We start from the raw sequence: 14133 nt of genomic DNA, 5'->3' as shown, positions 1-14133 counted from the left end.
CGGTGGTCTGGGATCCCCGGTTGATGACCGGGCGGGCGCCGGACGGGCCGGGCCTGCTGCGCAACTTCGTCGCCGGCGAGTTCGTCCCGGCCGGGAAGACCTTCACCAAGGCCAGCCCGGTGACCGGGGAGCCGGTCTTCGAGGTGGCCGAGGCCGACCGGTCCACGGTGGACGACGCGGTGGCCGCCGCCCGGGCGGCGCTGCGCGGGCCGTGGGGCCGCCTCGGCGAGCGGGAGCGGGCCGAGGTGCTGCGCCGGGTCGCGGACGAGCTGGAACGCCGCTTCTACGACCTGGTCGCCGCCGAGGTGGCCGACACCGGCAAGGCCATCTCGCAGGCCCGCACCCTGGACATCCCGCGCGGGGCGGCGAACTTCCGGGCCTTCGCCGAGATCGTGGCGACCGCGCCGACCGAGTCGTTCACCACTGTCACCCCGACCGGGGGCCGGGCGCTGAACTACGCGGTCCGCAAGCCGGTCGGCGTGGTGGCGGTCATCGTGCCGTGGAACCTGCCGCTGCTGCTGCTCACCTGGAAGGTGGCCCCGGCGCTGGCCTGTGGCAACGCGGTGGTGGTGAAGCCGAGCGAGGAGACCCCGGCCTCGGCGACGCTGCTCGCCGAGGTGATGGCCGCGGCCGGGGTGCCGGCCGGGGTGTTCAACCTGGTGCACGGCTTCGGCCCGGACTCGGCCGGGGAGTTCCTCACCCGGCACCCGGACGTCGACGCGATCACCTTCACCGGCGAGTCGGCCACCGGCAGCGCCATCATGCGGGCCGCCGCCGACGGGGTGAAGGCGGTCTCCTTCGAGCTGGGCGGCAAGAACGCCGGGCTGGTCTTCGCCGACGCCGACCTGGACGCGGCGGTGGCCGGCTCGGTGCGGTCCAGCTTCACCAACGGCGGCCAGGTCTGCCTCTGCACCGAACGCATCTACGTGCAGCGGCCGGTCTTCGCCGAGTTCACCGAGCGGTTGGCGAAGCGGGCCGGCGAGCTGGCGTACGGGTGGCCGGCCGACGAGGCCACGGCGAACATGCCCCTGATCTCGCACGCCCACCGGGACAAGGTGCTCGGTTACTACGACCTGGCCCGCACCGAGGGCGCCGGGGTGCTGACCGGGGGCGGGACGCCCCGCTTCGGCGACGCCCGCGACGGCGGGGCGTACGTGCAGCCGACGGTGCTCACCGGGCTCGGCCCGGACGCCCGGACCAACCGCGAGGAGATCTTCGGCCCGGTGGTGCACGTGGCCCCGTTCGACGACGAGGACGAGGCGTACGCGCTGGCCAACGGCACCGAGTACGGCCTGGCCGCGACGGTGTGGACCCGGGACGTCGGCCGGGCGCACCGGGCCGGGGCCCGGCTGGACGCCGGGATCGTCTGGGTGAACACCTGGTTCCTGCGCGACCTGCGCACCCCGTTCGGCGGGGTGAAGGCGTCCGGCATCGGGCGCGAGGGCGGCCTGCACTCGCTGGACTTCTACTCCGAACTCACCAACGTCTGCGTGGACCTGTCATGAGCGAGCGCAGCGAGCGAATCACCAGGCGCAGCGCGGTGGAGCCTCATGGCGGCACGGAGCGAAGTGGAGTGCCGACATGAGCGAGCGCAGCGAGCGAATCACCAGGCGCAGCACCGGGGAGCCGAGATGAGCGATTACGAGGCCGCGGCCCGGGAACTGGTCGAGGCGCGGGAGAGCGGCAAGCCCTGCCCGCCGCTGCGCGGGCGGCTGCTGCCCGAGGGGGACGTCACGTCCGCGTACGTGGTGCAGCAGCTCCAGGTGCGGCAGTGGCTGCAGCGGGGGCACCGGCGGGTGGGCGCGAAGATCGGGCTGACCTCCCGGGCGGTGCAGGAGAGCTTCGGCGTCTACCAGCCGGACTTCGGGGTGCTGCTGGACAGCATGGCGGTGCCCGACGGCGCGGAGGTCGGCCTGGACCGGCTGCTCCAGCCCCGGGTGGAGGCGGAGGTGGCCTTCGTGCTCGGCACGGACCTGCCCGACGAGCGGGTCACCACCGCCGACCTGACCCGCGCGGTCGACCACGTGCTGCCGGCCATCGAGATCGTCGACTCCCGGGTGGCCGGCTGGGACATCTCCATCGTGGACACCGTCGCCGACAACGCCTCCAGCGGGCTGTTCGTGCTCGGCACCACGCCGCGCCGGCTCACCGACGTGGACCTGCGGCTCTGCGGGATGGTGCTGGAACACGCGGGGGAGCCGGTCTCGGTCGGTGCCGGGGCGGCCTGCCTGGGCAACCCGCTGCACGCGCTGGAGTGGCTGGCCCGCACGATGGCCCGCTCCGGCGATCCGCTGCGCGCCGGTGACGTGGTGCTCTCCGGGGCGCTCGGCCCGATGGTGCCGGTCACCCCGGGCGCGGCGTACGAGGCCCGGATCTCCGGCCTCGGCTCGGTCCGGACCTGTTTCTCGTCCTCGGAGGGGCATCGTGAGCGCGAGGAGTGAGCTCGCGAGCCCGCAGTCGCGAACAGAGGGAGACACCGCATGACTGTCGGGGTGGCCGTGCTCGGGTCCGGCAACATCGGCACCGATCTGATGATCAAGGTGCTCCGGCTGTCGGAGTCGCTGCGGATGGTGGCGATGGCCGGCATCGACCCCGGGTCGGACGGCCTGGCCCGGGCCCGGCGGCTCGGCGTGGCCATCACCGCCGAAGGCGTGGACGGCCTGGTGGCGATGCCCGAGTTCGCCGACGTCGAACTGGTCTTCGACGCCACCTCGGCCGGCGCGCACCGGCGTCACCACGAGGTGCTGCGCGCGCACGGCCGGACCGTGGTGGACCTGACCCCAGCCGCCATCGGCCCGTACGTGGTGCCGCCGGTCAACCTCGACGAGCACCTGCACGAGGGCAACGTCAACATGGTCACCTGCGGTGGGCAGGCCACCGTGCCGATCGTCGCGGCGGTCGGCCGGGTCACCCCGGTGGTGTACGGGGAGATCGTCGCCTCGATCGCCTCAAAGTCGGCCGGGCCGGGCACCCGGGCCAACATCGACGAGTTCACCGAGACCACCGCCCGGGCGATCGAGGTGGTCGGCGGTGCCGAGCGGGGCAAGGCGATCATCGTGCTGAACCCGGCCGACCCGCCGCTGCTGATGCGGGACACCGTCTACTGCCTCTGCCCGGACGCCGACGCCGACCGGGCCGCGATCGCCGCCTCCGTCGCCGAGATGGTGGCGACCGTCCAGGAGTACGTGCCGGGCTACCGGCTCAAGCAGGACGTGCAGTTCGACCGGGTGGACAGCTACCTGCCGACGCTGGGCCGGCACCTGACCGGCCTGCAGGTCTCGGTCTTCCTGGAGGTCTCCGGCGCCGGACACTACCTGCCCGCGTACGCCGGGAACCTGGACATCATGACCTCGGCCGCGCTGCGGACCGCCGAGCGGCTGGTCGCCCTGCGGGCCGCCGGCACGACGGAGGTGGCCGCGCGATGACCGATCTCTACATCCAGGACGTGACGCTGCGCGACGGCATGCACGCCATCGCCCACCGCTACACCGTCGACCAGGTCCGCACCATCGCGGCCGCGCTGGACGCGGCCGGGGTGGCCGCGATCGAGGTGGCGCACGGCGACGGCCTCGCCGGGTCCAGCGTCAACTACGGCCACGGCGCGGCCAGCGACGCCGAGTGGATCGCGGCGGCCGCCGAGGTGCTGACCAGCGCGAAACTCACCACCCTGCTGCTACCCGGCATCGGCACCATCGCCGACCTGAAGGCGGCGAAGGCGCTCGGGGTGACCAGCGTGCGGATCGCCACCCACTGCACCGAGGCGGACATCTCGGCCCAGCACATCTCCTGGGCCCGGGAGAACGGCATGGACGTCTCGGGCTTCCTGATGATGTCGCACATGTTCGACCCGGCCGGGCTGGCCGGGCAGGCCAAGCTGATGGAGTCGTACGGGGCGCACTGCGTCTACGTCACCGACTCCGGCGGTCGGCTGCTGATGTCCGACGTGGCCGAGCGGGTCGACGCGTACCGGCAGGTGCTGGAGCCGGAGACGCAGATCGGCATCCACGCGCACCACAACCTGTCGCTGGGGGTGGCCAACAGCGTGGTGGCGGTGGAACACGGCCGGATCCTCGGCGCCGGGCCGCTGGGGTCGCCGCACGGCCGGACCGTCCGGGTGGACGCCTCGCTGGCCGGCCAGGGCGCCGGGGCGGGCAACGCCCCGCTGGAGGTCTTCGTCGCGGTCGCCGAGCTGCACGGCTGGAAGCACGGCTGCGACGTGTTCGCCCTGATGGACGCGGCCGACGACCTGGTCCGCCCGTTGCAGGACCGGCCGGTCCAGGTCGACCGGGAGACGCTCTCGCTGGGCTACGCCGGGGTCTACTCCAGCTTCCTGCGGCACGCCGAGCGGGCGTCCGCCAGGTACGGGGTGGACGTCCGGTCGATCCTGGTCGAGCTGGGTCGGCGCCGGATGGTGGGCGGCCAGGAGGACATGATCGTGGACGTGGCTCTGGACCTCGCCGCCAAGGAGGAGTCGTGATCGGGCCGGACATCGCGGGGATCGCCGAGAAGCTGGGTGCGGCCGCCGACACCGCCACCGCGATTCCGCAGCTCGCCGCCGAGACCGGATTGGACGTCGACGGCGCGTACGCGGTGCAGACCGCGCTGCTGCAACGCCGGATCGACCGGGGCGAGCGGCTGGTCGGGCTGAAGATGGGGCTGACCAGCAAGGCCAAGATGGCCCAGGTCGGCGTGGACGAGGTGATCTGGGGCCGGCTCACCGACGTGATGCGGGTGCCCGACGGGGGCAGCGTCGATCCGGCCGACCACATCCACCCCCGGGTCGAGCCGGAGGTGGCGTTCCTGCTGGACCGGCTGCCCCAGCCGGGCGAGCCGGTCGGCGAGTTCCGGGACGCGGTCCGCGCCGTCGCGCCGGCCATCGAGCTGATCGACTCCCGCTACGCGAACTTCACCTTCTCGCTGCCCGACGTGATCGCCGACAACACCTCGGCCGCCGCGTTCGTGGTCGGCCCGTGGTCCCCGGTGCCGGACGGGCTGGACAACCTCGGCGTGCTGCTGGAGATCGACGGCCGGGTGGCGCAGGTCGGCTCGACCGCGGCCATCCTCGGCGATCCCCGCCGGGCGCTGGACGAGGGGATCCGGCTGGCCGGCCGGCACGGGGTGCGGATGCAGCCCGGCTGGGTCTTCCTGGCCGGCGCCGCGACGGCCGCCGTGCCGTTGCGTCCGGGCGCCCACGTCCGGGCGGTCGTCGAGAAGCTCGGCACCGCTTCGCTCCGGGCGGCGTCGTGATCGGGCGGCGCGTCGGGATCGGCGTGGGGGGTTCCGGGCAGCCCACCCGGCTCCGGGTGAGCAGGCTTGATCCCTCCGCCGGGCGGGCTGCCCGGAACCCGGTCGTGGTCGCCGTCCGCGCGTCGGCCGGTGGGCCGCGTCCCCTCGCCGGGCGGGCTGCCCGGAACCCCGTCGTGGTCACCGTCCGCGCGTCGCTGCCAGGTGGTTGGTCATGAGCGGGGTCGAGGCGCGCGTCGTCGCCGGGAAGGCTGTGCCGCGGGGCGCGTTTCCGCACGTCAAGGTGGCCGGTGGGTTCGTCTTCGTCTCCGGTACGTCGTCCCGGCGGCCGGACAACACCTTCGCCGGTGTCGAGGTGGACGGGTTCGGCACCACCAACCTGGACATCCGGGTGCAGACCCGGGCCGTGATCGAGAACATCCGCGACCTGCTGCGGTCGGTCGGCGCCGAGCTGTCCGACCTGGTGCAGGTCACCTCGTACCTGGTGAACATGAACGACTTCGGCGGCTACAACGAGGTGTGGGCCGAGTTCTTCGACGCCACCGGGCCGACCCGCACCACCGTCGCCGTGCACCAGTTGCCGCACCCGCACCTGCTCATCGAGATTCAGGCAGTGGCCCTTCTCCCCTCAGGAGGTCAGTCGTGAGCGAGATCGCCGAACCGTTCAGCTTTCCCGGGTGGATCGCGGAGAACCAGCACCTGCTCAAGCCGCCGGTGGGCAACAAGGAGATGCTGCCGGGCAGCGACGACTTCATCGTCATGGTGGTCGGCGGGCCGAACCAGCGCACCGACTTCCACGTCGACCCGTACGAGGAGTTCTTCTACCAGGTCAAGGGCAACATGCACGTCAACCTGATGACCCCGGAGGGGCCGCGGACGGTGCACGTCCGCGAGGGTCAGATGTGGATGCTGCCGCGCAACACCCCGCACTCGCCGCAGCGGCCGGAGGCCGGCTCGATCGGCATGGTGATCGAGCGGGTCCGCGAGGAGGGCACCCTGGAGAAGTTCCAGTGGTACTGCCAGGAGTGCGGGCACAAGGTGCACGAGGTGGAGCTCCAGGTGCGCGACATCGCCGCCGACCTGCCCCCGGTCTTCCAGGCCTTCTACACCGACGAGAACGCGCGGACCTGCGACAACTGCGGCGCGCTGCATCCGGGGAAGGGCTGATGGCCGCTGCCGTCGAGGGCCGGCCGGGCCGGTCCCCGGTGGTGGACGTGCACACGCACGTCGTACCGAAGGGTTGGCCGGACCTCGGCGCCGCGTGCGGCGGGTCCGGCTGGCCGTGGCTGCGGGTCGACTCCGAACGCGCCGCCATGATCATGGTGGGCGAGACGGAGTTCCGCCCGATCGGCGCGTCCTGCTGGGACGCGCCGACCCGGCTGGCGGACATGGCCGCCGACGGCGTCGACCTCCAGGTCGTCTCGCCCACCCCGGTCTTCTTCGGCTACGACCGGCCGGCCGACCAGGCGGCGAAGGTGGCCCGGATCTTCAACGACCTCACCCTGGAGGTGACCGCGGCCGGCGGCGGGCGGCTGGTGCCGTTCTGCCAGGTGCCGTTGCAGGATCCGGCGGCCGCCTGCGCCGAACTGGACCGCTGCCTGGCCGCCGGGCACGCGGGCGTCGAGATCGGCAACCACGTGGGCGACCGCGACCTGGACGACGGCGGCATCGTCGAGTTCCTCACCCACTGCGCCCGGGTGGGCGCGCCGGTCTTCGTCCACCCGTGGGACATGCCCGGCGGCCCCCGGTTGGACCGGTGGATGGCCCGCTGGCTCACCGGCATGCCGGCCGAGACCCACCTGTCGGTGCTGGCGCTGATCCTCGGTGGCGTCTTCGACCGGGTGCCGGAGACGCTGCGGATCTGCTTCGCGCACGGCGGCGGCAGCTTCCCGTTCTGGCTGGGCCGGGCGGACAACGCCTGGCACCGCCGCGGCGACCTGGTCCGGGGCTCCTCGACCGCCCCGCCCAGCAGCTACGTCGACCGGTTCTGCGTCGACTCGGTGGTCTTCGAGCCGGCCGCGCTGCGGCTGCTGGTGGACACCATGGGGGAGGACCGGGTGCTGGTCGGCAGCGACTACCCGTACCCGCTGGGCGAACGGCCGGTCGGGCAGGTGGTCCGCAGGGCCGACTTCCTCACCGCCGACCAGCGCGACAAGCTCCTCGGCGGCAACGCCCTGCGCTTCCTCGGCCGGTCAGAGTCCGCCTGACCGGTCGTGTCTGCGTGCCCGGCGGCAGGTGGGCGGGCAGGATGAGGGGATGGCCGAGCCGCACGACCTGACCGCGCTGGAGCAGGCCGCCGCGATCGCCGGTGGCGAGCTGTCCAGCGTGGAACTCGTCGAGCACCACCTGCACCGGGTCGCCGCGCTCGGCGACACGGTCGGGGCGTTCGTCACCGTCACGCCGGAACTGGCCCGGGCGGCCGCCCGGGCCGCCGACGCGGTGCCGGTCGAGCGGCGCGGGCCGCTGCACGGCGTACCGACCGCGATCAAGGACCTCACCCTCACCGCCGGGGTGCGGACCACCTTCGGCTCGGCCGCCTTCGCCGACTTCGTGCCGCCGGTCGACGCCGACGTGGTCCGCTTCATGCGCGCCGCCGGGCTGGTCAGTCTCGGCAAGACCACCACCTCGGAGCTGGGCTGTTCGCTCTACTCCGAGGGGCTGGTCGCGCCGCCGGCCCGCAACCCGTGGCACCTGGCGTACACCGCGGGCGGCTCCAGCGGGGGCGCGGCGGCGGCGGTGGCGGCCGGGCTGGTGCCGGTGGCACAGGGCTCCGACGGCGGCGGCTCGCTGCGCATCCCGGCGTCGCTGTGCGGCCTGATCGGCTACAAGCCCAGCCGCGGGCTGGTCTCCGGCGGCCCGCTCGGCTTCGGCGCCTTCGGCCTGCCCACTAGCGGCCCGATCGGACGGACCGTGGCCGACGTGGCGGCCCTGCTCGACGTGCTGGCGCAGCCGGTGCCGGGGGAGCCGTACCTGCCGCCGCTGCCGCCGGCCGGCGGCTACCTGGCCGCGGCCCGGCAGGCCGCCCCCGGCCGGCTGCGGATCGGCCGGTTCACCGCCCCGATGCTCGCCGACGAACCGGTCCACCCGGACTGCGTCGCCGCCGTCGACCGGGCCGCCGCGCTGCTCACCGCGGCGGGCCACGAGGTGGTCGAGGTGCCGCCGCCGCTCGGGCCGGCGGCGTGGCCGCTGTTCGAGATCGTCTGGTACGTGCTGGCGCTCGCCCCGGTGCCGCCGGAGCTGGAGAGCCGACTGCTGCCGCTGACCCGCCACCTGCGGGCCCGCGGCGCGGCGATCTCCGCGGCCACCCTCACCACCACGCTCGGCGAGCTCCAGGCGCAGGTACGCCTCGGTGTGCACCGCACCGCCGGCTGTGACCTGCTGCTCTGCCCCACCCTCGCCGCGCCGCAGGCGCCGGTGGGCTGGTTCACCGAGGGCGGCGACCCGGCGGAGGATTTCGACCGGCAACGCCGGTTCTCGCCGTACTGCGCCATCTTCAACGTCACCGGCGATCCGTCCGTCTCGCTGCCGGTGGGCGTGACCGCCGAGGGTCTGCCGGTCGGGGTGCTGCTGACCGGCCGGTACGGTGACGACGCGCGGCTGATCGCCACGGCTGCGCAACTGGAGGACTCCAGTGGCGGGTGGGATCGCCACCCCGCAATCTGGCGGGCCGTCGGCTCCGCTAACGTGAATGGCAGCGGAGTCGGGCGGTCGGCGCCATGATCGTCCACCCGACCCGGATGCTCTGGTCTCTCTTTCCGCCTGGGGGCGTTGGGATTGTCTGTTACCGAGACGTTGCTGGTCTTCGTCGGCATCCCGGCGGCCGCGGTGCTGGTGATCGCCGGTCTGGCGTACGCCGGTAGTCGTGGCGGCGGTGGCGGCGCCAAGCGCTACCGGCCGGGTCGGCCCTTCGACTTCACTCCGGTCTGGTTCCTGGCCCGTCCGGAGCAGCTGGCCGACTCGGCCGGCACCGCCCTGGCAGCGGGCGCGCAGGCGCCGGCGCTGACCAGCCGCAAGCAGGAGCAGGCCGGCGAGATGGCGCCGGCCGGTGGAACCGGAGGCGCAAGTGACCGTTGGTGAGAAGCAGGCCGGGCCGGACAATCCGCCCCAGGTGCTGGACGGGCCGTTCTCGACCCGACAGCTGCTGCGCATCGACGAGGCGCTCCGGCTGGCCGACCAGAACACCGGGCTGGTCTTCTCGGTCTTCGTCGGCGGTCTCGACGAGCCGATCCGGGAGCACGCCGAGCGGCTGCACCGCCAGCTCGCCGAGCCCGACAAGTCGGTGCTGATCGCGGTCTCGCCCAACCAGCGCCAGCTGGAGATCGTCACCGGCCGCTACGCCCGCAAGCGCATCCCGGACACGTACGCCAAGCTGGCCGCGCTCTCCATGGTCGCGGCGTTCGGCGGCGGCGACCTGGCCGGCGGCATCATCAACGGCCTGGACCAGCTCGCCAGCCACGCCGGCAAGGGCTGATTCCTCCTCGTACGACGAAGCCCGGTCCGCGTTCCACGCGGGCCGGGCTTCGTCGCGTGCGCGGACGGGCTACCGGCTCGGCACTGGCCGTTGCGGGCGATACCTCAGAGTCATATCGATGACTCTGAGGTATCACGCTCGACCCGGGTACGTCTCTGCCGGGCTGCTGCCGCTGTCGAGCAGACCGTTCGGTCAGCGGCCTGGAGACCGGGCCGAACCTCATCGGCCCGGTCTCGGCGACCTCGACCGGGTCGTCCGGCCCGACGGTTCCGAGCGATAGCGGCCGGGGCCGGCGTGGGCTCCCGCCCACGCCGGCCCCGGCCGGTCACGCTGACTCAGGCGCTCTGGGCGTCCCTGGCGCGGGCCTTGAGGGCGCGGACCACGCCGTCGCGGCCCTCGGCGACCAGCCGGCGCAGCGGGCCCGGGTGGCCCTCGGCCGCCAGCCAGGCGTCGGTGGCCGCCACCGTGTCCTCCTCGACCAGGTACGCCGGGTACGCCAACTGCGCGAACTCCTGGGCCGGCTCGCTGTCCCGGCTGGCCCACACCTGGCCCACCGCGGCGAAGTACTTCTCCCGGTAGGGCGCGACCAGCTCGACCTGCGCCGGGTGGGTCAGGCCCTGCAACAGCGCCCGGTGCCGCCAGTTCGGCAGCGCCTCCGGGCCGGTCAGCTGCGCCCAGACGGCTGCCTTGTTCTCCGCCGTCGGCACCAGCGCGTGCGCGTACGCGGCCTCCCGCTCGCCGCTGGCGGTGCGGTCGGCGGCCAGCTCGGCCTCGATCTCCGCCGGGCCGGCCGCGCCGTTGGCCACCAGCGCACCGAGCACCGCCCAGCGCAGCTCGGTGTCGATGGTGAGCCCGGCCGGCACCTCGCTGCCCGCCAGCCAGCCGCGCAGCGTGGCCAGGTCCTCGGCGGAGCGGGCCGCCGAGGCGTACGCGCGGGCCCAGGCGAGCTGGAAGCCGCTGCCCGGCTCCGCGGCGGCCAGCGCCGCCCGGGCGGTACGGGCCAGCTCCGCCCAGCCGGTCGGCGCCCAGGCCGGGTCGGCGTAGAAGGTGAGCGTGGTGGTGGCCTGCCGCAGCGTCGCGGTGACCAGGTTGATGTCGGTCTCGGCGGGCAGCCCGGCCAGCACCAGCGCCACGTAGTCGCGGGCGGCCAGCTCGGCGTCGCGGGTCATGTCCCAGGCCGCCGTCCAGCACAGGGCGCGGGCGAGCGACGATTCGAGGCCGGCGATGTGCTGCACCACCGTCGCCATGGACCGCTCGTCCAGCCGCAGCTTGGTGTAGGTGAGGTCGTCGTCGTTGAGCAGCAGCACGTCGGCGGCGCGCACCCCGCGCAGCTCGGCCAGTTCGGTCCGCTCGCCGGTCACGTCCACCTCCAGCCGCTGGCGGCGCACCAGCCGGCCGTCGGTGAGGTCGTAGAGGCCCACGCCGATCCGGTGGGTCCGCAGCGTCGGGTGCCCGGCCGGGGCCTCCTGCCGGACCACCACCTGCTGGTACGCGCCGTCCGCGTCGATCGTCACCTCGGGACGCAGCGTGTTGACCTGCGCGGTCTCCAGCCACTGGGCGGCGAACTTGCGCAGCTCCCGGCCGGAGGCCGCCTCCAGCTCGGAGAGCAGGTCGTCGAAGGTGGCGTTGCCCCAGGCGTGCTTCTCGAAGTACGTCCGCAGGCCGGCCAGGAACGGCTCCTCACCCACGTACGCGACGAGCTGCTTGAGCACGCTGGCGCCCTTGGCGTAGGTGATGCCGTCGAAGTTGACCTCGACCGCCTCCAGGTCCGGCATCTCGCAGTAGACCGGGTGGGTGGAGGAGAGCTGGTCCTGCCGGTAGCCCCAGTTCTTCCGGATGGACAGGAAGGTGGTCCACGCGTCGGTGAACCGGGTGGCGTGGGTGTTGCACCAGTGGCTGGCCCACTCGGCGAACGACTCGTTCAGCCACAGGTCGTTCCACCAGCGCATGGTGACCAGGTCACCGAACCACATGTGGGCCAGCTCGTGCAGGATCGTGTTGGCCCGCTGCTCGTACTCGAAGTCGGTGACCTGCGAGCGGAAGATGTAGTGCGACTCGGCGTGCGTGACGCAGCCGAAGTTCTCCATCGCGCCGGCGTTGAAGTCGGGCACCCAGAGCTGGTCGTACTTGGGCAGCGGGTAGCGGACGCCGAACTTCTCGTGGAAGAAGTCGAAGCCCTGCTTGGTGATCAGGAAGAGGTCGTCGGCGTCCAGGTACTGCGCCATCGACGCCCGGCAGAACACGCCCAGCTCGATCCCGTCGTGGCTGTCCCGCACCTCGTGGTAGGGGCCGGCGCAGAGCGCGGTGATGTAGGTGCTCATCCGGGCCGACTCGGCGAAGTGGACGGTCTTCAGGCCCTCGCCGGCCGCCTCCTCGCGCGCCACCGGCATGTTGGACACCACCCGCCAGTGCTCGGGGACGGTGGCGCGCCAGGTGTAGACGCTCTTCAGGTCGGGCTGGTCGAAGCAGGCGAAGACCCGCTGCGCGTCGGCCGTCTCGAACTGGCTGTAGAGGTAGGTCTCGCCGTCGACCGGGTCGACCGTGCGGTGCAGCCCCTGCCCGCTGTTGGAGTACGCGAAGTCGGCGTCGACCACCAGGACGTTCTCGCTGTCCAGGCCGGACAGCGTCAGGCCCTTCTCGGCGGACCAGTCGCCCAGGTCGACCGGGTTGCCGTTCAGCGTCGCCGAGCGCACCGAGTCGGCGGCCACCTCGATGAAGGTGCTCGCGCCCGGCTCGGCGCACCGGAACCGGACCTCGGTGGTCGATCGGAAGGTGCGGCCCTCGGCCGCCTGGACGGCGCTCGACAGGTCCAGACTGATGTCATACCCGGTCACGTCGAGCAGGCGGGCCCGCTCGGTCGCCTCGACCTGCGTCAGGTTGCGCACTCCCGGCACGTTCGTCTCCATCCCACTCTCGCCGTACGCCGCGGCGGCGCCCGTCCGCCGACCGCTCGTGGCGGCCGGTCGGATCCGAGTCTTGCATGCACCGGCGGCCCGCGGTGGTCGAGGTCACGCTCTCGTTCCGGTACCACACCCCGGCGCCGGGGGCGAAGATCGGGGTGAGGCGCCGGAACCCCGGCGTCACCCGTCGTGAAGGGACCTCACCGTGACCGAGCGTGCCGCCGTCGACATGTGGTTCGACCCCCTCTGCCCGTGGGCGTGGATCACCTCCCGTTGGCTGCTGGAGGTCGAACAGGTCCGGGACGTGGACATCCGCTTCCACGTGATGAGCCTGTCGGTGCTCAACGAGGGCCGCGACCTGCCCGAGCAGTACCAGGAGCTGATGCGGACCGGCTGGGGTCCGGTGCGGATCTGCATCGCCGCGGAGCAGCGCCACGGCGCGGAGGTGCTGCGCAAGCTCTACACCGCCCTCGGCACCCGGATCCACCTGGGCAAGCAGAACCTCGGGCCGGAGCTGTACGCCGCCGCCCTGACCGACGCCGGGCTGGACCCGGCGCTGGCCGAGGCGGCCGGGAGCACCGAGTACGACGAGGCGCTGCGGGCCAGCCACGAGGCGGGTATGCGGCCGGTCGGCACCGACGTGGGCACCCCGGTGATCCACGCCCCGGGCCCGGACGGCGGCCAGGTCGCCTTCTTCGGCCCGGTGGTCACCCCGGCTCCGAAGGGCGAGGCCGCCGGTCGCCTCTGGGACGGCGTCCTGCTGGTCTCGGCGACCCCCGGCTTCTTCGAGCTGAAGCGCTCCCGCGACCTCGACCCCATCTTCGACTGACCCCCGCCCCGCTCCCGCCCTGTCCGCGTTGACCAAGGGGTTCGGGTCGGATCCGCGCCGGAACCGGACACGAGCCCCTGGTCGACGGCAGGGGCCGGGGAGGCCCTGGGCAGGGGGTAGGGGGAGCGGGTGGGGCAGGGGGCTGGGGCTGGCCGGGAGCGTCACCGGGGTGGTGGGGGGCTCGTTGGCCTCCATGTCCGCCGCAGCGACCCGCAGGGCCGCACCCCGCAGCTCGTGGAGGCATCCCGATGGCCAAGCACCGTGCGTCCGTTGACGATTCCCCGAGCGGTGAGGAGGTGGCCGGCAGCCCCGACGCGGCGTACTGGTCGGTCGACGACTCCCGCTGGCCGGCGCTCCGCCCCGACCTTCCCCCGGACGTGGTCGACCTGCTCGCCCCGCCGATCGTGGTCGGCGTCGCCCGGGTGCCGGCGACCTCCCGGCTGACCCCGCCGGCCGCCGACCGGCCCGCGCCGGTGGCCGCCCGGCCCGCGCCGGCCGGGCCCAGCCGGCCGGCCGTGCCCGCGCCGCTGGGCTCGCCGATCGGCTCGGCGGACCCGGTCGGCCCGGTGGGCGGTCGCCGCGGGCCGCACGCCCCGTCCCCCAGCCACCGCCGGCCGGTCTCCACCGGGCGGCACCGCCGGCAGGCGGGCTCGGCGGAGCGCACCGACTGAGCCGGGGCCCGGCTCTTT

At 73.6% G+C, this 14133-nt stretch carries 14 protein-coding genes; 13 read left to right on the top strand and 1 reads right to left on the bottom strand.

Translation table 11 applies throughout. The features are described from left to right. Positions 1-23: 23 nt before the first annotated feature. From SM577_RS11795 to SM577_RS11745, 11 genes are all read left to right on the top strand, one after another. Positions 24-1505: a 2-hydroxymuconic semialdehyde dehydrogenase gene (locus SM577_RS11795; protein ID WP_474587060.1), complete on the top strand. Its 1482-nt coding sequence runs from the start codon at positions 24-26 to the stop codon at positions 1503-1505. A gap of 126 nt (positions 1506-1631) precedes the next feature. Then, a complete protein-coding gene (locus SM577_RS11790; protein WP_474581921.1) occupies positions 1632-2441 on the top strand; it encodes a 2-keto-4-pentenoate hydratase in 810 nt (269 codons plus the stop codon). 39 nt (positions 2442-2480) lie between these two features. Beyond that, a complete protein-coding gene (locus tag SM577_RS11785) occupies positions 2481-3425 on the top strand; it encodes an acetaldehyde dehydrogenase (acetylating) (protein ID WP_474581920.1) in 945 nt (314 codons plus the stop codon). Next, positions 3422-4477, top strand: coding sequence for a 4-hydroxy-2-oxovalerate aldolase (gene dmpG / locus SM577_RS11780; RefSeq protein WP_474586893.1), 1056 nt, complete (start codon positions 3422-3424; stop codon positions 4475-4477). Before SM577_RS11785 ends, dmpG begins: the two co-directional genes overlap by 4 nt. Continuing rightward, positions 4474-5247 carry a 2-keto-4-pentenoate hydratase gene (locus SM577_RS11775; RefSeq protein WP_474581918.1) on the top strand — a complete coding sequence of 258 codons (774 nt, stop codon included), beginning with the start codon at positions 4474-4476 and terminating at the stop codon, positions 5245-5247. The genes dmpG and SM577_RS11775 overlap by 4 nt, the downstream gene beginning before the upstream one ends. A 211-nt stretch (positions 5248-5458) precedes the next feature. Continuing rightward, positions 5459-5890: a RidA family protein gene (locus SM577_RS11770; protein WP_474586892.1), complete on the top strand. Its 432-nt coding sequence runs from the start codon at positions 5459-5461 to the stop codon at positions 5888-5890. Beyond that, on the top strand, positions 5887-6411 hold the full coding sequence (locus SM577_RS11765) for a 3-hydroxyanthranilate 3,4-dioxygenase (protein WP_474581917.1): 525 nt from the start codon (positions 5887-5889) through the stop codon (positions 6409-6411). The genes SM577_RS11770 and SM577_RS11765 overlap by 4 nt, the downstream gene beginning before the upstream one ends. Beyond that, on the top strand, positions 6411-7451 hold the full coding sequence (locus SM577_RS11760) for an amidohydrolase family protein (RefSeq protein ID WP_474586891.1): 1041 nt from the start codon (positions 6411-6413) through the stop codon (positions 7449-7451). Before SM577_RS11765 ends, SM577_RS11760 begins: the two co-directional genes overlap by 1 nt. A 49-nt stretch (positions 7452-7500) precedes the next feature. Continuing rightward, positions 7501-8964 (top strand): amidase, encoded by a 1464-nt coding sequence (locus SM577_RS11755; RefSeq protein ID WP_302919079.1) that lies wholly within the window; start codon positions 7501-7503, stop codon positions 8962-8964. A gap of 48 nt (positions 8965-9012) precedes the next feature. Further along, complete coding sequence (ctaJ, locus tag SM577_RS11750; RefSeq protein ID WP_446723590.1) at positions 9013-9321, top strand: aa3-type cytochrome oxidase subunit CtaJ; 309 nt, start codon at positions 9013-9015, stop codon at positions 9319-9321. Continuing rightward, positions 9308-9715, top strand: coding sequence for a DUF5130 family protein (locus tag SM577_RS11745; RefSeq protein ID WP_302919078.1), 408 nt, complete (start codon positions 9308-9310; stop codon positions 9713-9715). Before ctaJ ends, SM577_RS11745 begins: the two co-directional genes overlap by 14 nt. A 335-nt stretch (positions 9716-10050) precedes the next feature. On the opposite strand, the gene pepN is transcribed toward SM577_RS11745, so the two are convergent. Beyond that, positions 10051-12600 carry an aminopeptidase N gene (pepN, locus tag SM577_RS11740; protein ID WP_474581970.1) on the bottom strand — a complete coding sequence of 850 codons (2550 nt, stop codon included), beginning with the start codon at positions 12598-12600 and terminating at the stop codon, positions 10051-10053. 244 nt (positions 12601-12844) lie between these two features. On the opposite strand from pepN, the gene SM577_RS11735 reads away from it, so the two are divergent. Together SM577_RS11735 and SM577_RS11730 are read left to right on the top strand one after the other, a co-directional pair. After that, positions 12845-13444 (top strand): mycothiol-dependent nitroreductase Rv2466c family protein, encoded by a 600-nt coding sequence (locus tag SM577_RS11735; protein WP_474581969.1) that lies wholly within the window; start codon positions 12845-12847, stop codon positions 13442-13444. 248 nt (positions 13445-13692) lie between these two features. Then, complete coding sequence (locus SM577_RS11730; protein ID WP_302919076.1) at positions 13693-14115, top strand: hypothetical protein; 423 nt, start codon at positions 13693-13695, stop codon at positions 14113-14115. The last annotated feature ends 18 nt before the right edge of the window (positions 14116-14133 follow it).

Source organism: Micromonospora desertarenae, from assembly GCF_056150265.1.
This window is presented reverse-complemented; position numbering and strand designations above follow the sequence as displayed.